Below are 24897 nucleotides of genomic sequence, written 5' to 3' on the forward strand. Positions count from 1 at the left end.
GCCTACGACGCCCCGCTCTTCACCACTCAACAGGATGAGCGTTAGCTCCTGCAGCTCTTGATCTGTAGGGCGACGTCGGAAGGCTGAGTGGAGGGATTGATCCGGGCGTGGGAGCGCAGCGACCGTTTGGCGCAGCCAAACACAGCGAGAGGAGGTGCAGCGAAGCAAACCGTAGGCGCTGCGCCCGGATCGATCCCGCAGCGAAGGAACCCCGAGCCTTAGCGAGCGGGCCGCACGTAGGAGCAAGCGTTTTTTTGCTTACTTTTTTTAGGCGTTTGAAAAAAAAGTGAGTCGCCGTCAGGGCGAAACCCTAAGTGGCCGTTACCGCAGGAATGGATATGTACTCAGCCAGCCAGAAAATCATCGCCAGCAGGCTGGCTCCCACAGTTGGAACTGGGTACATCTGCCAGAGATTGGTCGGCTGTAAGGCCGCCATCGCTGGCAAGCCAGCTCCCACAAGGATTTGGGTACATCCGCAATGGCAACTGTGTCTGTGAGATAGCTATCGCGAGCAGGCTCACTCCTACAGGTTTAAACCGGTTTCGGCCAAAAGAGCTTGGTCGGCCCGAAGGCCGCCACGTTCACTCCGCCTCAGGATCAACCTTGTTCTGCGTCAAATACCTATTCAGAACATCATCCTGCCCAGGCACAGAAGCGTCCCCCGCCACCTGCCACAAATGCCGCTCAATCCCCTGCGCCACCATATGCCCCACCGCCGCCTCAATCGCCGACAACACACAAAGCTGCGCCGGCTCGTTCGTCGTATACCCAACCTCAGCCTCAAGCAACTTCTTGAACTCGATAAACTTGAAAATCCCGGCACTGCGCGCCACCGAATAAATCGTCTTGCTGGTCATCACATTCGCCAACACCTGCCCGCTACGCACATCCACCGCACGCAAGTTCACCGTCACCTGATCCACCCGATACTCACGCTGCAAATCAATCCCCAGATACCGCGCCCCTTCCCCACCGCTACGCACATTGGTGTCATAAGCGATGATCCCGCCTTCGAGCATCATGTTCGCCGCCTGCAACGGCGGCAGCTCACCCTGAATATTCACCGGCGTATTCGGCTTCTTCTGCGACGCGCGAATAATCTTGCGTTCAGTCAGCAAGTTCTGCAGCCCTTCCCGCTCCAGCACGACAAACCAGCCACTGGCCTGCATCGCGTCCATCAACATCGACGCCGCACCCTGAGTCACGCTGGTGGAAAACGAACTCGCCGGCGTCGGCTTGTACTGCCCGGTCTGGTCACGGAAGCCGTACACCACTGCCATCAACCGGCCCTTGGGTCGCGGCATCTTCAGCAAGTCGTAATACGTCGAAGCCCTTGGAGTCAGGGTCGGGGTTTCGGTGTCCTGCTCGGCCGACATCGGCTCACGCAGACTGCACCCTTGTAATGTCGCCAACAGCAGCCCTAACGCGATGATCTTTTTCATGTCCGTTCTCCCCGGAACCGTCAGCCCGTCATGGGTTGAGGCCGTTCACCTGAATTTCCGAAACCTCACCGGTCGCTCGATCGGTCACTTCAATGCTCAGTGCCCCGGAGTCGTCGATGACGTTGACGATAAAAGAGTCGGTGGACAGGCTCCCCGTGTTGCCGGTGGAGATGTTGTCCAGCAACTGCCCTAGCAACCGCGATTGCAATTGACTGGTGAAGCGCTCCAGCGCCGAGGTGCCGGCCACGCTCGAACGGCTTTTCAGGTCCGGATCGTCGTGATCGTTTTGTGCCTGCGCGTTGTTGAGCAACCAGGTGCCGTTCAGCGGGTTGCCGCCGAACGACGGGTTGACCGGCGTGTAGACCAGTTCAGTGGCCTGGACAGCGGCAGCGCTGGCGAGCCCGATCAACAACCCCGAGATCCACAATCCGCTGCGCCGTGAGAACGTTGTGCTGTTCATAGTTCGTCCTTCTCAAGGTCGGTGGTGTCCTGCAACAGAGCCTCCAGCTTGCGCTGGACAACCTGGCGTCGAACCCAGTCAGCGGCGTCATACGCCTCGTCCTTCAGTTCCACGGTGTTCGGCGGCAGGAAGCGCCGATAAACCAGGCGTTGCTGATATTCCACGGTCACCAGGCTGCCCCAGCGCGCGTCGGGCCGCTCGCGCACCACCAGGTTGAAATCCATCGGGCTGGTGTCGCGCAGGCGTTCACTGAACGAGTAGTAAAAGTCGTGGCCGATGTGCGAGATCGTGTCGTCGACGATGAAGCCCATCATTTCGTCTTCTTCACCGGCGCTGGCGCAGCACGCCACAGCGGTAAAGATCAGCGCGCACCACCACTGACGAGTCATGGCTGCAACGCCTGCGGCAAATTCGACTGGCCTTTGGCCGGGCCATTAGTGCCCTCAAGAAAGGCTTTTTCAGCGACGAACTGCCAATCGGAATAACGCTGCATGCCATCGAAATCCGACCACTGCGTCGGGAAGTCCGCCTGCTTCAACGGCAGCTCGGTCGACGGGCTGTTGAGGCCGGTGATACGCCCGTCGAAACCGCGTTGCAGCGCCCATTCACCCTGACCGATCGGGTCCGGATAAAGCTGACGCATATGATGCTTAGCCTCAGGAAAACGCTGATCGTCGAGCAGGTCTTCAAGCTCTTTCGGGTACTGCGCCAGCCCCGGCGAACTGCGGTAATAGCTGCGCAGCGCCTGGGCGTATTGGGTGCCAACCCAGAGCAACTGGCGTTCACGATCGCGGCGCGAAGCGGTCGACCACAACTCGCCGGCACTGGCCAAACCCATCCCCATCACCACGATCAGGAACAGCACGCCCAGGTAAGTGAAACCACCCTGCTGCGCACGGTTACCACTCGGAATACTGGCTGCCATCACGCGCCCTCCCGGTAGCACCGCTTTTGATATCGGCCACGCCGCCGGCGACGCCGTCCGGTGGCGCGATCAGCACCCACTGGTCTTTGCGTTCGGTGATCGGATCGAGTGGCGCGTTGCGCAGGTAACGCTGTTCGATCAGTTGCTCGATGGAATCCGGATAACGCCCGGTGTCGCCGTAGAAATGATCCAGCGCCTCGCGCATCGCCGACAGGCTCTGGCGCAAGGTGGTTTCCTTCGACGCCTCGAGGCTGTTGAAGTAGCGCGGCAGCGCGATGGTCATCAGCGTGGCGATGATCGCCATCACCACCATCAGCTCCAGCAAGGTAAAACCTTTTTCCCGGCGCATGAGGTTCACCACTCGCGGTAAGCGACACCGTTGAGGCCCTTGCCGCGGGCGTGGGAGTAGACGTCGAAAACGTCCTCGCCATCGCGCGGGTTCTGAGCCGAACTGTTGTAGGCGCGCACGCCCCAACCCCCTTCGTCATCACGTTTGGCCGGCACCAGCGGATCGCGCGGGATACGGCGTAAAAAGTAGAACTTGGCGCCTTTGGCACTGCGCACATCGCGCACGCCTTCGACCAGCACTTTCAGGTTCGGCGGGTAGCCGCTGCTGTTCAGCGACTTCTCGATGTAACCGGCATCGAACGCACGTTTGTAGGCGTCGATACCATCGCGAATCTGGTACAGCGCATTGCGTAATTCCTGCTCCTTGCCACGCCGCACCAGCGTCTCGGTCAGTGGCGCGGCCATGCTCGCCAACAGGCCGATCAGGGCCAGCGTCACCACGACTTCGATCAGGGTGAAACCGCGTTGGGAGGCGTTCATGATCAAGGCTTCTCGACGGTGACGCGGGTGGTGGCCACGGCCGATTCACCGACGGCACGCGGCTGCGCGGCCGGTGACGGCATCACGTAGCTCTGCGAACGATCCGGTGCCTGGATGTGCATGCTGGTTTCGGTGCCGGTGGAGAATTCCATGTCCGACGGGCTCTGATACGGCAGGTTGCGCACGATCCGTGGGGTGATCGACAGCACCAGTTCCGATTTGCCGATGGTGTCTTTGTTGCTGCCGAACAAGCGGCCCAGCCCGGGAATGTCGCCGAGGCCGGGAATCTTGTTGCCGGTGGCGCCGTGATCGTTGCGCACCAGTCCGGCGAGGATCTGCGTTTCGCCGTCGTGCAGACGCAGCGAGGTCTGCGCATTGCGGGTGTCAACCTGCACCGGGATCGTGCCCTGGCGGGTCGGTTCCAGCGGCGTAGCGTTACTCACTTCCAGCGCGATCTTGATCGCCACTTCGTTGTTCAGATGCACGGTCGGGGTCACTTCGAGCTTCAGACCGACATCCAGATAGGTCACGCTTTCGGTGATCACCGGGCCCTGTGTCGACGGCACCGAGGTGGCGCTGATGATCGGCACGCGCTGACCGATGTGAATGCGCGCCTGCTCGCGGTTGCTGACGCGAATCACCGGGCTGGCGAGGGTGTTGATGTCGTTGTCCTGCGCGTTGATCTTGGCCTGCGGCGACGGGCCAATGGAGATGCGGTCAGAGTTGATGCCCTTGAGCTGCCCCAGCAGGGTGACCGGCGAACCATCGGAATTGACCACGCCGAAGGTGCTCGGCCATTGCAGGCCAAGGTCGAGAATGCGCTGGGTGGCGACTTCCATCACCTCGACTTCGAGCACCACTTCCGGGTTGGACTGGTCTTGCGATTGCAGGAGTTTCTCGGCCATGCGCACCGCGTCTTCGGTGTCGCGCATGGTCAGGGTATTGAGGCGTTCGTCGACGAACACGTCGCGGGTCTTGAGCATGGTTTTGACCATGTTCAACGCGGTGTTGGCGTCGATGCTGGTCAGGTAAAAGGTGCGCATCACCAGTTCCTGGTAATCCTTCACTTTCTGCGGCGAATCCGGGTAGATCAGCAAGGTGTTTTCGTTCACCACTTTCTGGTGCAACTGGTTCTGTTGCAGCAGCAGGGTCACGGCGTCTTCGATGCGCACGTCACGTACAAAGATTGTGGCTTTCATGTCCGGGCGCAGGTCTTTGTCGAAGATGAAATTCAGCCCGGCAACCTGTGACAGCACTTCGAAAATGGTCTTGAGGTTGGCGTCGCGAAATTCCAGGGTCACCGGCCGATCGAGCTTGGTGCGCAGTTGCGGATAGGCAATCACGTTGCGGCTCTGCACCAGGCGAATGTTGCCTTGCAGCTCCAGCGCGCCTTGGTTGGCCGGGTCGAGTTCGAGGATCTGTTTGACCTGACGATCAGCGCCGTAGATGTCGCCGCGACGCAGGTCGCCACGGGCCAGTTCGAGTTTCTCGTCCATGCTGCGCAGGTATTCCATCTGCTTCAGCGCATCCTGCGCGCGGCGGTTGTTCGGCTCGATGGTCAGCACGCGCATGTAAGCGGTGCGCGCCGAGGTAAAATCGCGGCGCGAACGGTCGGTATCGCCGGCCGTCAGCAACGCCGTGATCGCCTTGGCCCGACCGGTGTTGAGCAGCAGGTGCAGTTCGGTGTCGCGAGGGTTTTCACGCAGGCCTTCTTCGATCCGCGCCAGCCCCGCCTCGTACTGACCCTGTTCAATCAGGTCGGCGGCTTCCTTGTTGGCCACCTGCGCAGAGCTGCACGCGGCCAGCCCGGCACACAGGCCCAGGCTCATCAGCAAACGGGAACGGTTCATTGCGTACTCCCCACAGACAAGGTCTGCGACAAATGCAAAGGCAGGTAAACCAGGCTCAATTCCAGGTCGGAAATGCCGGTGATCTTCCAGGTGTCGTCGATCACATCCCCGTTGCGCACGACGTAGATTTTTTCGCCGTTCTGCAAAAACACTTGCAGGTCGCTGCGGTCATGCAGCCTGCCGACGAACTGAAACGGCACCGGTGGCAGGCTCGGGGCTTGCACCACTGTGGCCGGGTTGATCGCTTGTTCGGTGACCGTGGCCAGGGTTGGCGCGGCCTTCCAGGATTTGGCGGCGAACAGGTCGCCGGCCGGGCTGAGGTCTTTGATTGGCGCATCCTTGGCCTTGGCGGTGCTGGCCGGCAGCGCGCCACGGGTTTTCCCCGGTGTGGCGACGGCAACCTGGTTCGAATCGGCGTCTTCGCTCGGCGAGAAATACTCCGGCAACCACGCCAGCGCGACCGCTACACCGAAGAACGCTAGCCACCCTGTCACGCGCTTGGTATTCATCACGACCTCGACAGGTAAAGGGTCATACGGATCCGGCCATTGAGGTCGGTGTCGCCAATCTTCTTGCGTTGCAACTCGAGGTCTTCTACTACCACCGCTGGCAACTGGCCGAGCAAGGCGTGCACAAAGCGGCGCAGTTGCGGGTAGCTGCCGCGCACTGGCAGAAGAATCTGATAGCGCGCCAGATGGGTTTTCGGGTCGACACCGAGCGCATATTCACCGCGCGCAAGAGTGATGTGTTCCTGGGCTGCGAGGGCGTAGATGCGGTCGATCGCCACGGTGGCTTGCGGCTGCGCCGGCAGTTTGTTGCGGAAGTCGTCGAGTTGACGCTGCGGCACCACCGGCGGCGCTATGCTGCCGTCCTCAACCTTGGCCAGGTACTCAGTAGCTTCCTGAGTCTGCTGGCTCAAGTGCTGCAACGATTGCCAGCCCGGCAGCAAACCACCGAGCGCCCATGCCACGGCGACCAGCAGCAGCGCCAGCCCGGCCAGGCCCGGAATGCCGAGGCCTTGCAGGTATTCGTGGACGATCAGTCTAGGGATTCGCATCGCCAATCTCCCAAGTCGCCGACAGGTTGAATTGCACCGGTTGTTCCGGCGATTTGACGACGATTTCGTGGCTCAGCAGCGAGACGTCGGACAGCTCGTCGCTGGCTTCCAGACGTTTGTGGTAGTCGAGCATCGCTTGCAGATCCCGCGCTTCAGCGCTGATGCGTACCTGGCCTTTGCGCGCATCCGGGGTCAGGCTGAGCAGTGCGACGTCATCGCGCGGCATCGCTTCGAGCATGGCGAACAGGCGCTCCCACGGGCGGCGCAGTTGCTGCGAGACCTTGCGCATTTCGGCGAGGTTTTGTGCCTGCTCGCGGGTTTCCGCCGGACTCAGAGTGGACTTGGCGCCGCTGTCGCCAGTGAGCTGGCGCTGAGTAGTTTGCAGGTGGCCTTGTTGCTGTTCGGTGTGCGCGTCGAGGTGCTGTTGCACGCCGAAGCACAGCAGCGCCAGCAGCACTCCGCCGCCGAGCAGGCTCCAACCCAACGGGCCCGAACGCGGACGCGGCTGAAAGTCGAGATTGAGCGCGCGCATGTCAGGCCACCGCCCGGGACATGACGTACAAGCCGTCACGCACAGTCATCGAGTCGTCTTCAAGGGTGCGCAACTGCACACCCGCCACGTCCGGATGCGCATCGAGGCGCGCCGGTGCATGCAGATAAACGTTGAAGGCGCGTTCACTGGTCGAGGCCTGCAACTGCCGTTCGCGACCGATCAATGCGCTGAGTGCCACATCACTGTCACTGCCGCCCACCGAACGCACGCCAGCCCAGCGCCCTTCCCTCGCCAGCAACAACACGCTGCGTTGCGGCTCGGCGACAACAAAGAGGAAGTCGCCGGCATCGAGGCTTTTGTCGAAGCGGTTGAACGCCGCCATCAGGTACGGCTGCACCGAGCGCAGGCGCAAACCGCGACCGCTGACCAGCGTGCGCAGGCGTTCGAGCAAGTCTTGCGGCAAGGCGCTGGCGATGCGGTCGTAACCGGCTGGTTCGGCGGACAACACCAGACTCCACGGCTGGGTTGGTGCACCGAACAGGTCTTCGAAACACAGTTGGGCGAAACCACGCAGTTCTTCCGGGCTGCTGATCTGCGCGCTCCATGGCACCAGGCAGAAGCGGCTGAAGTGCCCGGAGATGACCACGCTCAACTCGGCACCGGCACGGGCGTGTTCACCGAGCAGGCAGTCGAGGGTGTCCAGTGCCACCGCGTAGCTCTGGAAGCCTTCGTCGATGTAACCGACGCTGCCCAGCCACAGGGTGTCGCTGCCACGCCGCTGACCCAAGCCAACACCGCTGGCGCCGAGCACGGCGACAAAACGCTCACGCGATAAAAGTGACACGATTGATCTCCTCCAGCGTGGTGCGACCTTGTTCCACCAGCTCCAGCGCCGATTCGCGCAGCAGGCGCAAACCACGGGCACAGGCCAGGGCTTTGATTTGTTTGATCGGTTGGCGCTCGACGATCATCTGGCGCAGCTCGTCGTCGAGGTGCAGCAGCTCGGCAATCGCCGTGCGCCCGCGATAACCACTGCCACGGCAATGCCCGCAGCCCTTGCCGTGAACGAAGTGGTAATGGTCGACTTTCTGCGGATCGAGGCCGGATGCGCGCAGCTCTTCATCGCTCGGATTGACCGGCGCGCTGCAGCTGGCGCAGACCAAGCGAATCAGGCGCTGGGCGAGAATCGCGTTGAGTGCCGAGACCAGGCTGTAGGGGTCGATTTCCATTTGCGTGAAGCGGCCAATCACGTCGAAGACGTTGTTGGCGTGGATGGTGGTGAACACCAGGTGTCCGGTGAGCGCCGATTGCACGGCGATCTGCGCGGTGTCCGGGTCACGGATTTCGCCGACCATGATCTTGTCCGGGTCGTGGCGCAGGATCGAGCGCAAACCCCGGGCGAAGGTCAGGCCTTTTTTCTCGTTGACCGGGATTTGCAGCACCCCCGGCAACTGATATTCGACCGGGTCTTCGATGGTGATGATCTTGTCCACGCCGTGGTTGATCTCGGTGATCATCGCGTACAGCGTGGTGGTCTTGCCGCTGCCGGTCGGGCCGGTGACCAGCACCATGCCGTAGGGTTCGGCGGCGAGGCGACGCAACTGGCGCAGGGTTTCGTCTTCAAAGCCCAGTGCCTGCAATTGCACGCCGCAGACCTTGTCGGCGAGGTCTTGCTTATCCAGCACCCGCAGCACCGCGTCTTCGCCAAAGATGCTCGGCATGATCGAGACGCGGAAGTCGATCTGCCGGCCACTGATGCCGATCTTGAAGCGACCGTCCTGCGGCACGCGTTTCTCGCCGATATCCAGTTCAGCCATGACTTTGACCCGCGAGATCACCTGCTCGGAGAACTCGGTGCCCTGGACTTTGCTGATGTTGTTGAGCACGCCGTCGATGCGATATTTGATCACCAGACCGTTGCCGGTGGTGCCGAGGTGGATGTCGCTGGCGTGCATTTTCAGCGCGTCGTAGAGGGTCGAGTTGACCAGTTTCACCACGCTGCTGGCATCTTCGCTGATGCTGGTCAGCGACAGGCTTTGCAGGGTGTCGATTTCGTGGTGAGTGTCGCCTTGGGCGTTGAGCGATTCGACGGCGTGGAAGCTTTCTTCGTGGCGGGCCAGATAGGCCTTGAGGTCATCGGCGTGCACCAGATACAACGGCGCGCCGTGCAGGCAATCGTCGATCCAGGCCAGCCGCGCCGGGTCGAAGGGGTCGGCAAACACGCCGATGACTTCGTCGTTGTGGCGCAGCAGGATGAATTCACGTTTCAGGCACTGTGCGAGGGTGACCCGGTCGAATACCGGCGTCGCTTGAAACAGGCTGTCGGTGTCGAGCACCGGGTAATGCAGGGTGGCGCCGAGGGTGTGAATAAACGGCATCGCTGCCAGTTCGCACAGCACGCCGAGCGCCTCAAGGACGCGTTCGCCAGAGGTGGCGGCCCGCGCCCGGGCCTGGGACAACTGCTCGCTGGAAAAGTATTCACTGGAAAAGCGCGCGGGGGCGCTTTCGGCCGGCAGTGGTTCGACGACAACGGACAGACGTTCCATGGCTTGCTCTCCAACCGGGGCTCAGAGCCCTGTCGGCGCGGCAAACCTAGGCGGCAAGTGCCGGAACGTCTGTTCGCGCCATTACTCCCCGGTGAGCATTTGATCGTCGTCCGGTGCCATGGCGTGCAACTGTCGTCGCCGATCCGCCAACACCCAACTGCCATCGTACAACTGCAACGGGAAGCTCTCGGTCCTGCTCTGGCGTCGTTCGACAAACCCTTCGGAAGGGCTCGCACCGGGTTTCGCTTCACGCTTGATGCCCAGAAGGTCGCAGACCGCCCGCGCCAGTTCCGCCAATGGAAACGGTTTGAACAGGATGTGGCTGACCCCCAGTTGCCGCGCCCGCTCACAGACTTCAGCGGTCGGGTGACCCGTAATCAGCACAAAATGGCACGTCCTGTTCTGGCGGACCGCGTCGAGCACCTCAAAGCCTTCCATATCGGGCAAGCGGTAATCGAACACCAGCACGTCGGGGGCAAAGGTTTCGGCCAAACCGATAGCCGTCGCCCCGTCATGTGCAATCCGGACGTCCAGCCCTTGCGCCGACAGATAATCCTGAAGGTTCTGTGCAAGCAGCTGCTCGTCTTCGACAACCAGTACTTTGTTAACCAAGGTCGACTCCTTGAAACAGCAGGTCCGATGACCCCGTCCTGAGAGTGCGCCTTACCATCGGTAACGCACACTTCATGCCAGGCTGAGTGCCGGTAATTTTATGTCTTCATGTCCTTGAATTTAATGACAATGCCCGCTCGTCCCGGTACCCCGTTCCCCAGAAACGGGGAAGCACCTGAATGGGCATCGAAGCCATTCCCCACTATTGGGGGGGAACCTTCAATCGTCGTCAATTCGTTCGATCCTGTTCTGCACCCGTAATTGCGCGAGCACTTGGCGACGAGCCTGGGTCTGTTGCTGTCGGGCGAGCTTTGCCCTGACTGAATCCAGCCCCTGCAAATCTGGGACATCGGCGGTCTCCAAGTGGTTCGGCAAATAAATCACATGCCAGCCGAACGGTGAACGCACCGGATCGCTGGCGAAACTCGCCCCGCTGACAATCGAGGCGCGCATTTGCATCAAGCGTAGACGCGCTGCGGCCACTGTGGCGGCATCCGCTTGCGCGGGCACACGGATCAGCAAGTGCCGGGGTTGCAAGGTATTGGCGCGGATCAGCTCGGCGAACATCTGCTGCGCCGCCAGTTCGCGGCGGGTGTACTCGGTGAAGGACGCCTCATCGAAACCGGCGTCCTGCAAGCGACGCACGAATTTATCCGCGCCGCCGATGGCCATGCGGGTTTGCTCGATTTGCTGACGCAGCGCTTGCTCGTCGATCTGCCGGCCACGCTTCTGCGATTCCTGCCACAGCAGTTCTTTGTCGATCAGCATTTGCAACGCCGCCTGGCGCAGTTCCTTGTAGGCCTTGGGGCTGCGAATGCTGGTTACCGCACGGCCCTGATCTTCCAGGTATTCGGCAAAGAAACGCTCGAAGCGAAACCCGGAAATTTCCTCGCCGTTGACCCGCGCCACGGCCGGCTCGTTATTGGCCCACGTCAGCGGCAACCAGCCGGTCAGCAGCCATAGCAGCGCTATGAGTTTCATGATCGGGCCCTCCGTTCAGGGGCTGGCAGCAATCGGTTTATAGGGTGCGACCAGATAGAAACGCTGATCGGGCAAATCCACGGTGACCACGTGTGCACCGCTCAAGCCCAGGCGGCGACCGGGGCCGAAACTCAGGCGCGGGGTCAGGCCGGTGTCGAAGTCGTGCAGGCCTTCCAGCGCTGTAACCAGTTTTTCGCGGCTGGCGTCGCGGCCGGCCTGTTTCATGCCTTCGCTGAGCAGCAGCATCGAGGCGTAGGCGCCGACTTGCAGCACCGCGTGTTGCGCACCGAGACCCTGGCCTTCGCGCAGCAACGTCAGGGCCATGCGCCCGGCCTGGGTCCAGTCGCTCGGCACGAACGGATAGGCGAGAAACACCCGTCGGGTGAATCCGTCGGGCACTTGCAGCAGATCACCGGCCACCTGGCTCGAAGCGGCAAACAGATACGGCACTTGACCGGCACTGTGCAGCCGCGTCGCCAGACGACTGAAACCACCGCCATTGCCCAGATAGAACACTGAGCGCGAGCCCAGCGGCAGCGCGTCCGCCGCCGGGTCGTAGGCTTGCAGATGGACGTTCTGCCAGCCGTGATCCTGTAAGTACTGGCCGAGGTTTTGCGCGGCCAGCGTTTGTACTGGGTCATCGGGATAAGCAATCAGCGTCGGCCCTTGCAGCACGCGCAGGCTGGTCGTGGCGTAATCGGCCAGCGCGATCAACTGTTCACGTAATCCTGGCAATGGCTCGAAAATCTGCGGACTGGCCTGCATCGCCCCGAGCGACGACAAGGCGCCGATCAGCGGCACGCCGGCCTGCTCCAACCGGTTCGCCAGTTCGCCGTCGAGGGCCGGTGCCAGCGGTGCGATCAACGCGAATACTTGTTCACGCTCGATCAACTGCTGCAAGGCTTGCTCGGCGCTGGCGCGATCCGGGCCGGGGTCAACAACCGTCAATCGCAGTTGTCGCCCATGAATGCCGCCGGCCTGATTGATCCGCGCGACGCTGCCGTTAAGCACCGCTGCGATGGTCATGCCCTCCTCCGCCAACGGTCCCTGACTGGGCAACAACGTGCCCAGGTGCAAGGTCTCGGAGTCGAGGCCGGGGTCGCGTTCATCGGCGAGTCTTTTAAGGTACGCAGTGAGGTTGCGCTGATCCTTCATCGACAGCACAAAGCGCGGCATGCTCGGGTCGAGACGATTGTGGCCGGGGTCGCGACCCTGCTCGATGACGGTCGCCAGACTGCTCTCGGTGTACGCCGGATAACTGCGTCCGTTGACCTGTTGCTGACCGTAGGTGCTGGTCAGTCGCGCCCAATTCAATGGCGGCGGACGCACCCCGCCTTCGGGTCGACCGAGGCCATCAGCGCCGTGGCAGTTGGCGCACGGCAGGCTGGTCGCCGGCAGCAACACGTCCGCCGCGCCAACTCGCGCCGTGATCGCCTCGCCACTGGCCGACAAGCCCTGACGGTACAGGCGCTTGCCCGCCGCCTCTTCCGGGGTCAGCGGCGCAGCACCCGCGCCTAGGCTGAGGCCAGCGAGCAGGATCAGGGCGAGTACGCGGCAGCGGTTCATGGCGCGGGCTCAGCGACCGGCCACGGGCATTGTCAGCAACTGCAAGCGCTGGGCAATGGCGGCGGCCGGGGCATCGGGACGGATCTTGCTCCAGCGTTTATTGGCGACGTCGCCGACGATCAACTGCGTCGAGTGCTGCTCGGGCGTCGGCACGATCTGGCCGATGCGACTCAGCACCAGATCCATCTGCGCCTTGTCGCCGGTAAGAAAAAGCCAATGAGGGTCATCGGAACCCTGCTTCAAGGTGTAAGCCTTGAGCACCGCCGGCGTATCGCGCAGCGGGTCACTGGTAAGGGAAATGAAGGTGATGTCCTGTGCCTTGTCACCGAGCAGCTCGCGGACTGCTTTGAGCTTTTGGGTGATCAGCGGACAGGCGTCGTTGCAACTGGTGAAGATCACGTTGAGCAGCACTATGCGGTTTTGCAGCGCGTCGCTGTAGAAGCGCAGTGTCTCGCCGTTCTGATCCTGCAACGGCGTGTCGGTGAACCAGGTTTTCGCATCGTGAGTGCCTTTGGCCGGGGCGGCGGCCACAGCGGTTTGCGGCTCAGAGACGTGGCCATCGTGAGCGAACGCGACGTTACTAAGAATCCAGAAGCACACGGTCAGGGAGATCCAGTCGAGCGTTCTCATGGCTGCTGCTCCATGGCGATGGCGGTGTGTTTGGCGTGGGTGCGCAGGCCACTGAGTTTTTCCACTTCCTTGGCCAGCAGCGCCGGGTCGGTGAAGCCGTAGTAGCGCATCCAGTGGCGGTTGTTGCCGTCACCGACGAGGATCAGCGGTTGATGACTCTTCAGGTCGCTGCTGAAACTGCCGAGGCCTTTGAGGGTTTCATTGATCGACTGCGGCGAACCGGTCAGCCAGCTCCAGCCCGGCCCGCGCTGGAAGGTGCGCGCATAATCCTGCAGGCGTTTCGGATCATCGCGTTGCGGGTCGATGCTGATTGAGACCAACTGCACTTCGCTGCCGACTCGTGCGCCGAGCTGTTTCTGCACCTTGCCCATGATCGACGAGACCACCGGGCACACCGTGGTGCAACTGGTGTAGATAAAGCTCATGACGACGATTTTGCCCTGCACCAGATCCTGCTCCAGGCGCACGGTTTTGCCGTTCTGGTCGAGCAGCGGCACGTTGGCGAATTTCACCTGGGCGTGCTCTTGCGTGTTGCTGGCCGGGGCTTTGTGCCCGGCGTGTTCGTCCGCCGAATGAGCGTGGGCTTGTTGGATGCCGAGGCTCAACAGGCACAGGGTCAGCAGGCCAGTGGATGCAAATAGGTTCATGTCGAAACTCCTCTTCAACGGGCCTGGCCGGGGGCTACCCGCACACTGGCAAAGGTCTTGTCATCGAAACCGGCACCCAGCGATGCCGCGCGCACATGCAGATACCAGGCGCCGCTGCGGTCGAGGGTGATCGGTGCTTCGTACACGCCGTCGGCGACTTCCAGCGCCGCCACTTCACGCGGGTGCGAGGTGGGCGCGAGGTAGTAGCGCAATTGCACGTCTTTGACGCCGCTGCGCTGGGTTTTGTCTTTGCCTTGAACGATGCGGAAACGCACGACGTACGGGTCGTTGAGTGCCACGGCGGTCTTGTCGAGAAGGAACTCGACCTTCGGCTGGCCGAGGTGTTTTTGCGGTTTACCGTCAGGATCAATCTGTGCGGTGAAGCAGTGAATGATGTTCGGCTGATTGAGCAGGAACGCCACATCGAAGCGCCCCGCTGCCGGCAGTTTTACCCGCGCGCTGTACAGGCCCGGCGAGACTTCGCGCAGGCTGCGGTCGATAACCATGGCAGCGCGGGCGATCTGACCACGGTTGGGGTAACCAGACATCGGCGCGTTCATGCCTTCGGCGTAGAAGTAGGTGGTGTTGTCGACCGGATTGACCACGAACACTGCGTTGTCGTCGCGTGAGACGGCGAGGCTTGAGGCCAGCGGCAAGTCACCGGCCAGGCGCGGTGCTTGCGGGCCGGCTTCGAAACCTTGGCTGATCGGCTGGCGACCTTCGCCGAGGGAGGACAGGTTGATCATGGTGACTTTTGGTGAAGCGAGTCCGCGGATGTAGGCATAGGCCTGGGTGAACACCACTTGGTAGGGTTCGGCGCTGACGTCCAGATCATGGATGGCGCTGTTGGTCGCGGCGTCGATGACGCTGGCGCGGTTTTCCACGGTATTGAGTACCACGCCGAAGCGGCCGTCGGCGCTGAATCCCATGGGGCCGAGGCCTTGTTGCAGTTTGATCACCCGGCGAATGGCGTGGGTGCTGGCGTCGATCACGGTGACGGTGCCGTCCTTGCCATCGGCCACGTAGACCGCGCCGGACAGCGCAGAGTAGGCGACTGACAGAGGATGGGAGCCGGTTTTGATCTGCTGGACGATGTTCAGGCTGGCGATGTCGATCACGCTGACAGTGCCGTCGTCGCGGTTGCTGACGAAGGCGAAGCGGCTGCCTTTGCTGAAGCTGATTTCGTGGTGGCCGCGACCGGTCTGCAAATATTTGAGGGGTTTGAGGCTTTGGCTGTCGATCACGGTGACGCCAGAGTCTGCAGGTTTGCTGGCGTTGTTGCCGACCCAGAGCAGGCGTTCGTCCGGTTGCAGGGCGACGCGAAACGGTTGGCTGCCGGCGCTGATCGAGTCGATGACTTTGAATTGTTCACTGTCGATCACCGCCACTTCGCCGGCTGTCGGCATCGAGACGAATACGCGTTTGTTGTCTTTGGGGGTGACCCAGTCCATCGGCGGTTGTTTGAGTTCGATCCGCGCGAGGGTGCTGGTGATGCCGCCGACCGAGACCGACGGATCGACCACGGCGATGCTCGCGTCGCGGTTCATCACCAGCAGGAAATAACTGTTGAGGTCGAGCAACGGCCGCGCGCCGATGTTGGACTTGAGGAACACGCCGACCCGGGCTTTACAGCTCTGGTCGCGGCCTTGGGCTTGATCGGCGGCGAGGGTCTGCGGATCGACCCAGGCGCCCGGGGCCACGCCGGACAGAGGCTGGCCGGAAGCGCTGTCGCTGATGCGGAACTGCACATCGGCGAACTCGCCTTCGCGCAGCTTGCCGTCGGCGGCCAGTGGCTTGAGGTTGAAATCCACCGCCACACCGTCACGATTCAGCGTCTGCCCCGCGCCGGTTTGCGCCAGCGCAATCTCACTCAGCGTCAGCAACGCCCCGGCCATGGCCAGCGTGCAAATACCGATGATGTTGATGATCCTGTTCATACAACCCTCCCCTACACATTCCAACCAAACGACGCGATCCCTGTGGGAGCGAGCTTGCTCGCGAAGGCGTCTTCAACCTCACCCTTAAAAAACCGAGTTGCCCCCATTCGCGAGCAGGCTCGCTCCCACAAGGGATTTGCATACATCCCACTCCCTCACTGCCACCACTGCCCACTGTGGGAGCGAGCTTGCTCGCGAAGGCGTCTTGCGCCGCACCCTCAAAAACCGAGTTGCCCCCATTCGCGAGCAGGCTCGCTCCCACAAGGGATTTGCATACATCCCACTCCCTCACTGCCCACCGCAGACCCTGTGGGAGCTGGCTTGCCAGCGATGGCGTCCTTTCCGTCACATCAATGGCGCCTGTGCCGCCGTCATCGCTGGCAAGCCAGCTCCCACAGGGTTTTGCATTTACAGGTCTTGCGTTTGTGCCTACTGGCTTGGCGGCGCCGGTTCCGGTTCGTTGGTCACCCGCAGCAGTCCCCATAACCCGGAAGTGTTGCCGTAAGCGGCGTAGTCGCGGAACAGGTAATCCCCCGGGATCGCATTGCTACCGCCGGCGCTCGGGATCATGAAGCTGAAGTGCGCGGCCGGCAGGATGCTTTCGTGGGCGCCGATGTACATCGACATCGGGTTGTAGCCGAAGCGCACCGAGCCCACGCCCGGCGAACCCATCGGATAACCACCGACATCGCTCTTCTCGGCCTGGAACGGGTTCACCGACCAGACATGCCCGTCGAGCTGGAACGTGGTGCCGCGACTGCCGCCGCTCGGCATCAGAATATGCGTACGGAACGGCTGCCCCGGTTTGGCGTAAAGCACCGGGGTCTGCGGATCGCCGCCGACCAGCGCATTGCTGTAAGCCATGTGCGCGTTGACCATGTCGCCATAACCCGCGCCATCGGCATGACCAAACGGTGCGTCCGGGGCGAGGCCGAAGCGATACCACAGCGGTTCGGTCTTGTAGTTGATCGCCATGCTCGAGTTGTCCTGCGGATCGGTCGGCACACCGAAGCCCTCAGCAGCAATCCCTTCCACCGGACGGCCATTGGCCCAACGGGTGTTCAGCGCCTTGTGCCAGACCATCGCAAAGTCGCGGTAGCTGGTCTGCCCTGGCGCCGTAACCGTGGCGTTGACCTTGCGCGCATCATCAACCCAGGTCGCGCCGATCGGCAGGATGCTCATCGCCCCGCCAAGGCCTTTTTGCGGTTGCTTGATCACGTCCGCCGGGGTGAAATTCAAACCGCCGAACTCGACCGCCGTGGCATTTATGTTGTCTACGCTGCGGCCCAGTTGCGTCACCGGTTTGCCTTCACGCTCCAAGTGCCCGGCGTAGTACTGATAGGTACGGGTCGGGTACGCGCCGCTGTTGCCAACGCGCGGTGGCACGGTCTGGATCGGGTTGGCGCCGACGTTGGCACCGTCGGATTTGGTGATGTCGTAAGCCAGCAATTGCGCGTGCAGGCCGACGTGGCTGGACGGCCGCATCAGGTTGTTGCTGAAGGTGGTCGAGCCCAGACCGCTGTTGCGATCACGCTTGACCATGCCTTGCATCACCGCCGTCTGGGTCAGGTCAGGCATCACACTCGGCAGACGGTTTTCCAGGGTGATGTTGAGGCAATCCCCCGCCGCTGCACGCAGCACCAGCGGCTCGACAGGGATGCCGGGTTTGAGCTTGCCGCTGATCGGATCGAGATCGGATTTGCGCACATAAAGGATCGCGGTCGGGTCATGCAGCGGCCCGCTCTGCCCGCCAATGGTGATGGTTTCGCCATCCTCCGGATCGGTCACGGTGACTTGTGGAATGCTCACCGTGCGCGAGTTCAGCACCAGGGTGCCGCCCGCCGGATTCAGCGGCCCGCCGACATGCTGCCCGAGTCCTTCGGGATCGCCGATGGTCAGGCCCAGCGAGTTGCCGAGGATGTCGTTGGCCAGCGCCGCCACCACTTCATAGTTGCGCTGTACCGTCGGCCGCGTGCCGATGCCATTAGGGTTGGCACTGATCCGTGGGCAACTGCCCTCGAACGCCACGGTGTTGCGCATGCCCGCCGGGGTCGGGTTGTTCGGGATGGCGAACAGGTCGGCGCGTTTGGCGGTGTAGTTGCGCATCACACCCCAGATACCGCTCCAGTAGCCTTCGATCGAGGCGTCCATCGAGTACAGATAGTCGCCCGTGGTCGCCGCCGAACTGGACAGCATCGAAACCGGCGCAATGAAGCCCATCTGCTCGGAGATGCCGATCATTTGCGACGCGCGCCAGCCGGAGTTGGAGCTGTTGCCGAACCCGGAACCGCTCTGCAGCCATTTCACACCGTGCAGGGTGACGTTGTGCTCTTCTTCATGGCCGCCGGCATGCACCCGCAGCCGCACGTTGTCGCCGGTATAGGTGCGCAGCATCGGCGTGAACGGGTCACCCGGTTCGGCACCGCCCTTGTTGATGTGCGGCGGAAACAGCGTGGTGCCGCCGGTTGGGCCGGTGGCCGAGGTGAGCAGATTCGGCGCCAGGTTCATCGCCGGGATCGCCCGGTCGGTACGGCTTTGCATGGCGAACGACAGATCGCCACCGAGGCCGTCGGCCTGCATGCCGCGCTTGCCGTCCGGGCCGACCTTGTTCGGGTCGTACACGCGCAGGGCCAAAGGTTCGTTGCGATAGTTGACGACGAACATGCCCGGATCATCCACCGAAATCGCCTGCGGACATGGCCGGCTCGGGCAGCCCGGGACCTGACCGCCCTGCACTTCCAGCACGCCTTCAAGCAAGTTGCTGGCGTTGTTACGCACCGGCGGATTGATCGCGTAGCGGAAGCTGTCAGCGGTGGCCGGGAACGCCTGCGCATTCGGCACGCCGTTAGGCCCGGCACCAACATACACGCCAGCTTCATAGGCGTGCTGGAAGTCGCTGTATTCGAGGAAGAACTCGCGGAAGCTGTCGTTCTTGCCGTCGCCATCGAGGTCGCCGGTATTGATCACTGCTTGCCACGAGGTCGGCCCGCCGTCCTGACGCGCGCCGCTGTACAGAGGCTCACCGGTTTCGGCGTGGAACCAGGTCGAACCGGCCGGTTCCGCCAACACGGTGGCGTACAGACCAATTTGCTGATGCGTCGATGGGCCGAGATGGTCGTGAGTGAAAATGGTGCCGAGGCCGCGATCGACGCCTTTGGCGTTGACCACCGGATCGACGAACCAACGCTGCATCGCCGTGCGCGCACCGAGCCAATCGGCGCGGCCGTACTGGCCGAAGAACGGATGGTTTTTGGCTTTCGGGCAAGCCTGTGTGCCGTCGCGCGGATCGGTGGCGGCGCACTGGTTGAACTCGCGAATGGCGTGAATGCGTTCCTGCACGGCGCCGGGCGAGAGCACGCCGTCCTCGTAGTTCCAGCCGTTGGACGAGCCGTCCGCCGAGGTCAGATCCCACTTCGGCAGGTGAATGTGCTGACCGATTACGTCGGTCGGCGTGCGCACCTGATAGTCATCCATTTCATAGGTAGCCGGCACCAGGTTGGTTTGCTGGTATTGCACGCAATCGAAAGTGTTCATGCGCATCACCAGCGGCTCTGGCGGGCGCTGCTTGGTGATCACCGGCCAGGCGTCTTCCCACAGCGCCAGAATGCGTGCCTGCGGAAAGTGGTAACCGACCTTGTTGTACACCGCATCAAACTGAATGTTGGCGGCTTTGTAGATCCGTGGGCGGTCGGCGGTGAAGCTCGAGGCGCCGACGAAGGACATGCCGTCGATGCGCTCACCGCTGGCAAACTCACCGCTGCCGGCGCTGCTGGTCAACCGTTTTTGCCGGTCGTCCATGCACGGTTCGTAGTATGGCGCACCGGCCATCGGCAAGGCACCGTTGGTGCGGAAGGCCTTGGCCACCACTTGATTGCCGGGCAGCAAGGCATAGCTTGGGTGATCTTTTTTCGCGTGGAAAGCCATCGCGGCCTGTTCGACTTCGGTGCCTTCTTCCGGCAGGTAAATCGGTTTGGCGCGGGTGACTTCCTTGGAGAAGTCCAGCGAGGTGGTCACGGTGTGCGCCTCGCCACCGGCCGCGACGCCGTCGAGTGCATGCCGCTGCAAGCCGCCATTCCAACCACCCGACTGCGCCGGGTCGAGGTTGGCCCACAGCGCTTTGCCGCTGGCCTTGAGCGATTGCGCGGTGGCGGCGTCGAGCATGTCCAGCGGCGGAGTGGGTGGCCGTTGGCCGACCGAACTTTCCATGCCGCCGATCCAGAATGGGTAGCCAGGGTTTTTCAGGCTGCCGTCGGCATTGCGGTTGGCTTCGCTGCGATCAACCAGCGCCAGCGAGCCGATGGCTTGACCACCGGCGTTGCCGCCATGGTGTTCACCGTCGTCATCGCCCTCTTCTTCGTCATCGTCGTCATCATTGCCGGCGACCAGGGTTTCGCCGATTTTCGGCACCACCACGACTTTGCCTGGCATCGGCGCCATGGCTTTGCCCGGCAGCGGCACAATCGCCGGAATCGGCGTACCGGCGACGATTTCGCCATCGGGCAAGGCCCGTGCGCCGGCCGCCGGTTTGCCGCTGCGCAAGGCGAACGGTTCGCTGTGATAGCCGTCGGCGCCCTGCTGCGAAACATCTAGTCGAGTGCCTTCTTCGAACACATCGTGCACCCGCCACATGGCCCACATGCCTTGGGCGAAGTGCGGATAGAAATGGCAGTGATAGATCGCATCGCCGGCCACGCGGTTGCGGTTGCCCGAACCACCATTGGCGATTTCATAGGTGTAACCAGCGCCCGGACCGATGCCTTGGGCGTCGACGTAATCGGAGTTGTCATCGTTGGGGTTGAACAGCCACTGATGGCCGTGCAAGTGGAAGATGTGCTGCTCGTGGCCATTGTGGGTATTGCGGAATTTGACGAAGTCACCGATGTAGCTGTGGTTGACGTTCGACGGTTCCGACGGATACAGGGCCATGGTGGCTTTCACACCGATCTGATCGGCGCGCGGTATCTGGCCGGGGCCGATGTTCTCAAGCCCGGTGTTGGCCGGCACATCCACCAGCATCGCCACATCACCGACGGTGTGCGAGCTGAGGAAGAATTCTTCATAGGCACACGACAGGCAGTCATGCATCGGCCCCACGCCCAAGCGGTTGGCGACCACTTCGGCGCCCATACCGCCGGAGCCGTAGTTGATCATGAACGAGTCGCGGGTCGGCTCCAGCACGTGAGCCATCACCGGATCAGCCCAGTACGCAGGAAACGCTTGGGTGGCGGCAGTTTCATCCTGGAATTGCGAGGCAAAATCACGGAACGCTTCGAGGCGGTTGGGGATGGCCGGGTTGCGTTTTCCCATCGACTCCAGCGGGTAGGTGCTGGACGGGAAGCTGCCGTCGGCGTTGCTGCCCATGACAATCGCATCGCTTTCGCTGGAGATGATTTCGTTGCCGTCGACCATACCGATAATCGGCGTACCGGCCTTGCCTTCGCGCAGCCAAGGTTCGCGCTGCGGGTAGCGCGCCTGGTAATCGACGATCGGTTGGCCAGTGGGTGCGCGGCCCGTGGTGGCCAGGCGCATTTCTTCTTCGGTGAGGGTATTGCGATAGGTGCGACCGCCCTTGGGTAGGACGACGACCTGACCGAACAGACCATTGGCAACGTTGCCGGCCGCACCCTCGCCACCAAACGTCGCGCCACGGCTGCTGACGGCAAACGCGCCTTCGCGCTCGGCGTACAGCGTGTAGGAGCGGCTCGCGCCGGGTGGCACCAGGCTGTTGGCGTTACGCCCGGTGAACGAAGAAATGTCATCGATGCTGTTCACCGCTTGCAGGCCATTGACCTGGAAACCGACATGACGATCCGCTACTTGCTCATCGACTTTGAAGTCTTCAGCGCCGTTGGCGTTTTCGATGCCCTCTTCTTCGCCCTCGTTTTCAAAATGCTTGTTCGGGTTGGCCTGATAGTCGAGCAGGTTCTGCAGATTGATCGTCAGGCAATCGCCCGCCGCCACGCGCAACACCAATGGCCGTGGACGCTTGTCCGGGCGCAACGAGACTTTGCCCGGCACCGCGGCGCCGCCGTAAGCCAGCGACTGCTCATGCTCATCCACCACATCGCGGTGCAAGGCGAACATCATGCCGTTGATGTTCTGCGCACCGAGGCGGTTGAACATCAGCGGTTGATCGAAGGCGACGACGTTGGCCACCAGGTTGCGCTCGCAACGCACGGCCGCGCTGGCCAGCTCGACGCTGAGCATCGAAGCCAGAAGCACCAGCCAGTTGAACACAGACGGAGCGTGATGAATGCCAACCATGATCAGTAACCTCGTAGTGGGTGCTCTTGGGAACACTTCTCGACAAATGCCTCGGAGCAATCCGCGTGCCACAAAAAATCTCATTACCGTTCAATCAGTTACCGCGACGATTTGAGAGTCCGGGGGATATTCCCCACCCGTTTCCCCCACTTTTCGGGCCTCGGCGGTTTGCCCCGAAAGTGGGGAAAACCGGGTTGGGGTCACAACGGCGCATCCATGGCCAGGCCCTGCAGACGCCGGTACTGACGCAATACATTCGGCACATAACGCTGGGTTTCGGCGAACGGTGGAATCACCCGGCCACGGCTGAGCACCGCGTCGGGCCCGGCGTTGTAGGCCGCCACGGCGAGGGCGATGTCGTTGTCGAACAGGGTCATCAAACGCTTGAGGTATTTCGCTCCGCCCTGGATGTTGGCCTTGGGGTCATAGACGTCGGTCACACCCAGTTCGCGCGCGGTATCGGGCATCAACTGCATGAGCCCGCCCGCGCCTTTGGCTGAAGTGGCGCCGGGGTTGTAATGGGACTCGGCATTGATCACTGCATGCAGCAGCGCTTCGGGCAATTGATTGACCTTGGCGGCTGCCGAGACCAGTTCCGCATAAGGCTGATTGGCGATCATTTGCGGCTGTTGGTCGAGGCTGGCCACCGGCATTTCAGCCTCGTGGATCACCCGTTCGTAGGTACGTCCGGGCCGGTGAACGTTGGACAGCACGTAGCTGCCCTTGGCGTCCACCGAGATGAATACATCGGCCTGCGCGGCGCCGCTGAGCAGCACACAACCGAGCAATCCGCTGGCAAGGAATTTCATGTCGGGCCTCCCCGGATCGACCCCGATAAATTGGGGGAAATGCCCCAATGGCCGATCACGTTTGAGCCATACGCAAGCACTGTGCCGACTCTTGAAAGGCCCGTACTACAAGGGTTCTGGCGTACCGATGGGCTTTCAGTGGGGGCTGAGCATGGCAATTGCATAAGCCCTTCACGCGACACGGCTGCCACTCACGGGAGGTCATCATGAAGCTGCAATTTCGTCCGCGTGGCCAACGCGGTTTTACCCTGCTCGAACTGCTTGTGGTGCTGGTGGTGCTCGGCCTGTTGGCCGGGATCGTCGCGCCGAAATACTTCGCTCAACTCGGTCGCTCGGAAGTGAAAGTGGCCAAGGCGCAGATCGAGGGGCTGAGCAAAGCGCTGGACATCTATCGCCTCGAAGTCGGCCATTACCCGTCCACCGAACAGGGCTTGCAGGCCTTGGTCACCGCACCGAGCGACGAGGCGAAATGGACCGGCCCGTACTTGCAGAAAAAGCTGCCGCAAGATCCGTGGGGGCGTAACTACGCCTACCGCTACCCCGGCGAAAACAGCGAGTACGACTTGCTGTCGATGGGCAAGGACGGCCAGCCCGGTGGCGAAGGCGAAAACGCTGAAGTGACCAATTGGCAATGAGCGGAGCGCGGCCCATGCGATTTCATTTGAAAGCGGTCGGCAAGGCTGGCGTGGTGTCCTTGAGCGTGGAAGCGCCGGGTGACAGCGAGGCGCGGCGCATTGCCGAGGATCAAGGTTTACGTGTGCTCAGCTCGCACGCCGACAAGCATTGGCGTTCGCTGAAACTGCGCCAGCGAGAGACGTTCAATCTGGTGTTGTTCAGCCAGGAACTGACCACGTTGCTCAACGCCGGTCTGCCGTTGATCGATGCGCTGGAAAGCCTCGCCGAAAAAGAAACCGCCCCCGCCGCCCGGAAAACCTTGAGTGAACTGGTGCGCCTGCTGTACGAGGGCAAATCCTTTTCGCAGGCGTTGGGCCAGTTGTCGGCGGTTTTCCCGCCGCTGTACGTGGCGCTGGTACAGTCTAGCGAGAAGACCGGCGCGGTCGGCGATGCGCTGGGCCGTTACGTCAGTTATCGCCAGCGCATGGATGAGGTGCGGCAGAAGATCATCAGCGCTTCGATCTACCCGATGCTGTTGCTGATAGTTGGCGGTGGTGTGGTGCTGTTCTTGATGGGGTATGTGGTGCCGCGCTTCAGTCTGGTGTTTGAAGGCTTGGGCAATAACCTGCCGTGGCTGTCGCAGGTGTTGATGAGCAGTGGCATGTTCCTGCATGCGCATCAGGCGGAATTCTTTGGCGCGCTGGCGGCGATTGTCATCGCCCTCGCCGTGCTGCAAAAACAACCGGCGTTTCGTCGCGGGCTGGATCGGCTGGTGGAAAAACTGCCGGCGGTGCATCAGCGGATTTTCATGTATGAACTGGCGCGGTTTTATCGCTCGCTGGGGATTCTGCTGCAAGGCGGGATTCCGCTGGTGACTGCCATGGCCATGGTCCGAGGTTTGCTCACCGTGGCTTCGCGAACGCGACTGGATCAGGCCTGCGAGCGGGTGCGCGAGGGGCAATCGTTGTCTACCGCGCTGGAGCTCAATCACCTGGTAACGCCAGTGTCCCTGCGCCTGCTCCGGGCCGGCGAACAGTCGGGCAACCTCGGGCAGATGATGGAACGCAGCGCCGACTTCTACGACGAGGAAATCAGCCGCTGGCTGGAGTGGTTCGTGAAGTTGTTCGAGCCGCTGCTGATGACGTTTATCGGCCTGCTGATCGGGGTCATCGTGATCCTGATGTACATCCCGATTTTCGAACTGGCTTCGAGTATTCACTGACCCCCGGGAACGG

22 protein-coding genes are annotated in these 24897 nt (G+C 62.0%); 2 read left to right on the forward strand and 20 right to left on the reverse strand.

Translation table 11 applies throughout. The annotated features are described in order from the left end of the window. Window positions 1-581: 581 nt before the first annotated feature. From FGA82_RS08345 to FGA82_RS08440, 20 genes are all read right to left on the reverse strand, one after another. Window positions 582-1442 (reverse strand): CsgG/HfaB family protein, encoded by an 861-nt coding sequence (locus tag FGA82_RS08345; RefSeq protein ID WP_093439231.1) that lies wholly within the window; start codon window positions 1440-1442, stop codon window positions 582-584. A gap of 28 nt (window positions 1443-1470) precedes the next feature. After that, a complete protein-coding gene (locus FGA82_RS08350; protein ID WP_064120104.1) occupies window positions 1471-1902 on the reverse strand; it encodes a curli assembly protein CsgF in 432 nt (143 codons plus the stop codon). Continuing rightward, window positions 1899-2291 (reverse strand): curli production assembly/transport protein CsgE, encoded by a 393-nt coding sequence (csgE, locus tag FGA82_RS08355; protein ID WP_141126716.1) that lies wholly within the window; start codon window positions 2289-2291, stop codon window positions 1899-1901. The genes FGA82_RS08350 and csgE overlap by 4 nt, the downstream gene beginning before the upstream one ends. Beyond that, window positions 2288-2827, reverse strand: a complete 540-nt coding sequence (locus tag FGA82_RS08360) for a type II secretion system protein (RefSeq protein ID WP_141126717.1) — start codon at window positions 2825-2827, stop codon at window positions 2288-2290. Before FGA82_RS08360 ends, csgE begins: the two co-directional genes overlap by 4 nt. Beyond that, window positions 2802-3176 (reverse strand): type II secretion system protein, encoded by a 375-nt coding sequence (locus FGA82_RS08365; protein WP_007919395.1) that lies wholly within the window; start codon window positions 3174-3176, stop codon window positions 2802-2804. The genes FGA82_RS08360 and FGA82_RS08365 overlap by 26 nt, the downstream gene beginning before the upstream one ends. A gap of 5 nt (window positions 3177-3181) precedes the next feature. Then, complete coding sequence (locus tag FGA82_RS08370; protein WP_083368631.1) at window positions 3182-3655, reverse strand: type II secretion system protein; 474 nt, start codon at window positions 3653-3655, stop codon at window positions 3182-3184. A gap of 2 nt (window positions 3656-3657) precedes the next feature. Beyond that, window positions 3658-5505 (reverse strand): secretin N-terminal domain-containing protein, encoded by a 1848-nt coding sequence (locus tag FGA82_RS08375; protein ID WP_016987879.1) that lies wholly within the window; start codon window positions 5503-5505, stop codon window positions 3658-3660. Next, window positions 5502-6014 (reverse strand): hypothetical protein, encoded by a 513-nt coding sequence (locus FGA82_RS08380; protein WP_141126718.1) that lies wholly within the window; start codon window positions 6012-6014, stop codon window positions 5502-5504. The genes FGA82_RS08375 and FGA82_RS08380 overlap by 4 nt, the downstream gene beginning before the upstream one ends. Next, window positions 6014-6562 (reverse strand): GspMb/PilO family protein, encoded by a 549-nt coding sequence (locus FGA82_RS08385; protein ID WP_016987881.1) that lies wholly within the window; start codon window positions 6560-6562, stop codon window positions 6014-6016. The genes FGA82_RS08380 and FGA82_RS08385 overlap by 1 nt, the downstream gene beginning before the upstream one ends. Beyond that, window positions 6549-7094, reverse strand: coding sequence for a PilN domain-containing protein (locus FGA82_RS08390; protein ID WP_141126719.1), 546 nt, complete (start codon window positions 7092-7094; stop codon window positions 6549-6551). The genes FGA82_RS08385 and FGA82_RS08390 overlap by 14 nt, the downstream gene beginning before the upstream one ends. A 1-nt stretch (window position 7095) precedes the next feature. After that, window positions 7096-7899 (reverse strand): hypothetical protein, encoded by an 804-nt coding sequence (locus FGA82_RS08395; RefSeq protein ID WP_141126720.1) that lies wholly within the window; start codon window positions 7897-7899, stop codon window positions 7096-7098. Next, entirely contained in the window at window positions 7880-9601 is a 1722-nt protein-coding gene (locus FGA82_RS08400) for a GspE/PulE family protein (RefSeq protein ID WP_141126721.1), read from the reverse strand. The genes FGA82_RS08395 and FGA82_RS08400 overlap by 20 nt, the downstream gene beginning before the upstream one ends. An 81-nt stretch (window positions 9602-9682) precedes the next feature. Further along, entirely contained in the window at window positions 9683-10213 is a 531-nt protein-coding gene (locus tag FGA82_RS08405) for a response regulator (RefSeq protein WP_008086646.1), read from the reverse strand. Window positions 10214-10432: 219 nt separating this feature from the next. Further along, on the reverse strand, window positions 10433-11194 hold the full coding sequence (locus FGA82_RS08410) for a SurA N-terminal domain-containing protein (protein WP_141126722.1): 762 nt from the start codon (window positions 11192-11194) through the stop codon (window positions 10433-10435). A 15-nt stretch (window positions 11195-11209) separates the two neighbouring features. After that, on the reverse strand, window positions 11210-12760 hold the full coding sequence (locus tag FGA82_RS08415) for an ABC transporter substrate-binding protein (protein ID WP_141126723.1): 1551 nt from the start codon (window positions 12758-12760) through the stop codon (window positions 11210-11212). A gap of 9 nt (window positions 12761-12769) precedes the next feature. Next, the gene (locus tag FGA82_RS08420; RefSeq protein ID WP_141126724.1) at window positions 12770-13390 is read right to left on the reverse strand and encodes an SCO family protein; all 621 of its coding nucleotides are present in this window, start codon (window positions 13388-13390) and stop codon (window positions 12770-12772) included. Next, on the reverse strand, window positions 13387-14037 hold the full coding sequence (locus FGA82_RS08425) for an SCO family protein (protein ID WP_141126725.1): 651 nt from the start codon (window positions 14035-14037) through the stop codon (window positions 13387-13389). The genes FGA82_RS08420 and FGA82_RS08425 overlap by 4 nt, the downstream gene beginning before the upstream one ends. Before the next feature lie 14 nt (window positions 14038-14051). After that, window positions 14052-15974, reverse strand: a complete 1923-nt coding sequence (locus tag FGA82_RS08430) for a YncE family protein (RefSeq protein WP_141126726.1) — start codon at window positions 15972-15974, stop codon at window positions 14052-14054. Window positions 15975-16403: 429 nt separating this feature from the next. After that, the gene (mnxG, locus tag FGA82_RS08435; protein WP_141126727.1) at window positions 16404-22238 is read right to left on the reverse strand and encodes a manganese-oxidizing multicopper oxidase MnxG; all 5835 of its coding nucleotides are present in this window, start codon (window positions 22236-22238) and stop codon (window positions 16404-16406) included. A 200-nt stretch (window positions 22239-22438) separates the two neighbouring features. Next, window positions 22439-23047: a lytic transglycosylase domain-containing protein gene (locus tag FGA82_RS08440; RefSeq protein ID WP_093439292.1), complete on the reverse strand. Its 609-nt coding sequence runs from the start codon at window positions 23045-23047 to the stop codon at window positions 22439-22441. A gap of 206 nt (window positions 23048-23253) precedes the next feature. Here FGA82_RS08440 and gspG point away from each other — a divergent pair, with 206 nt between their 5' ends. Both gspG and FGA82_RS08450 read left to right on the forward strand, forming a co-directional pair. Next, complete coding sequence (gene gspG / locus FGA82_RS08445; protein ID WP_007913548.1) at window positions 23254-23682, forward strand: type II secretion system major pseudopilin GspG; 429 nt, start codon at window positions 23254-23256, stop codon at window positions 23680-23682. Between the two features lie 14 nt (window positions 23683-23696). Next, window positions 23697-24884: a type II secretion system F family protein gene (locus FGA82_RS08450; protein ID WP_064120122.1), complete on the forward strand. Its 1188-nt coding sequence runs from the start codon at window positions 23697-23699 to the stop codon at window positions 24882-24884. Window positions 24885-24897: the final 13 nt, after the last annotated feature.

Source organism: Pseudomonas fluorescens (assembly GCF_005938625.1).
Lineage (GTDB): Bacteria > Pseudomonadota > Gammaproteobacteria > Pseudomonadales > Pseudomonadaceae > Aquipseudomonas > Aquipseudomonas fluorescens_BD.

What these genes read in the sequence shown, in the direction of transcription:
- FGA82_RS08400 (WP_141126721.1), bottom strand. Translation starts at nt 9,601, where the DNA reads ATGGAACGTCTGTCCGTTGTCGTCGAACCACTGCCGGCCGAAAGCGCC.
- gspG (WP_007913548.1), top strand. Translation starts at nt 23,254, where the DNA reads ATGAAGCTGCAATTTCGTCCGCGTGGCCAACGCGGTTTTACCCTGCTC.
- FGA82_RS08450 (WP_064120122.1), top strand. Translation starts at nt 23,697, where the DNA reads ATGCGATTTCATTTGAAAGCGGTCGGCAAGGCTGGCGTGGTGTCCTTG.
- FGA82_RS08415 (WP_141126723.1), bottom strand. Translation starts at nt 12,760, where the DNA reads ATGAACCGCTGCCGCGTACTCGCCCTGATCCTGCTCGCTGGCCTCAGC.
- FGA82_RS08350 (WP_064120104.1), bottom strand. Translation starts at nt 1,902, where the DNA reads ATGAACAGCACAACGTTCTCACGGCGCAGCGGATTGTGGATCTCGGGG.
- FGA82_RS08420 (WP_141126724.1), bottom strand. Translation starts at nt 13,390, where the DNA reads ATGAGAACGCTCGACTGGATCTCCCTGACCGTGTGCTTCTGGATTCTT.
- FGA82_RS08380 (WP_141126718.1), bottom strand. Translation starts at nt 6,014, where the DNA reads ATGAATACCAAGCGCGTGACAGGGTGGCTAGCGTTCTTCGGTGTAGCG.
- FGA82_RS08375 (WP_016987879.1), bottom strand. Translation starts at nt 5,505, where the DNA reads ATGAACCGTTCCCGTTTGCTGATGAGCCTGGGCCTGTGTGCCGGGCTG.
- FGA82_RS08425 (WP_141126725.1), bottom strand. Translation starts at nt 14,037, where the DNA reads ATGAACCTATTTGCATCCACTGGCCTGCTGACCCTGTGCCTGTTGAGC.
- mnxG (WP_141126727.1), bottom strand. Translation starts at nt 22,238, where the DNA reads ATGGTTGGCATTCATCACGCTCCGTCTGTGTTCAACTGGCTGGTGCTT.
- FGA82_RS08385 (WP_016987881.1), bottom strand. Translation starts at nt 6,562, where the DNA reads ATGCGAATCCCTAGACTGATCGTCCACGAATACCTGCAAGGCCTCGGC.
- FGA82_RS08410 (WP_141126722.1), bottom strand. Translation starts at nt 11,194, where the DNA reads ATGAAACTCATAGCGCTGCTATGGCTGCTGACCGGCTGGTTGCCGCTG.
- FGA82_RS08440 (WP_093439292.1), bottom strand. Translation starts at nt 23,047, where the DNA reads ATGAAATTCCTTGCCAGCGGATTGCTCGGTTGTGTGCTGCTCAGCGGC.
- FGA82_RS08370 (WP_083368631.1), bottom strand. Translation starts at nt 3,655, where the DNA reads ATGAACGCCTCCCAACGCGGTTTCACCCTGATCGAAGTCGTGGTGACG.
- FGA82_RS08360 (WP_141126717.1), bottom strand. Translation starts at nt 2,827, where the DNA reads ATGGCAGCCAGTATTCCGAGTGGTAACCGTGCGCAGCAGGGTGGTTTC.
- FGA82_RS08390 (WP_141126719.1), bottom strand. Translation starts at nt 7,094, where the DNA reads ATGCGCGCGCTCAATCTCGACTTTCAGCCGCGTCCGCGTTCGGGCCCG.
- csgE (WP_141126716.1), bottom strand. Translation starts at nt 2,291, where the DNA reads ATGACTCGTCAGTGGTGGTGCGCGCTGATCTTTACCGCTGTGGCGTGC.
- FGA82_RS08430 (WP_141126726.1), bottom strand. Translation starts at nt 15,974, where the DNA reads ATGAACAGGATCATCAACATCATCGGTATTTGCACGCTGGCCATGGCC.
- FGA82_RS08345 (WP_093439231.1), bottom strand. Translation starts at nt 1,442, where the DNA reads ATGAAAAAGATCATCGCGTTAGGGCTGCTGTTGGCGACATTACAAGGG.
- FGA82_RS08365 (WP_007919395.1), bottom strand. Translation starts at nt 3,176, where the DNA reads ATGCGCCGGGAAAAAGGTTTTACCTTGCTGGAGCTGATGGTGGTGATG.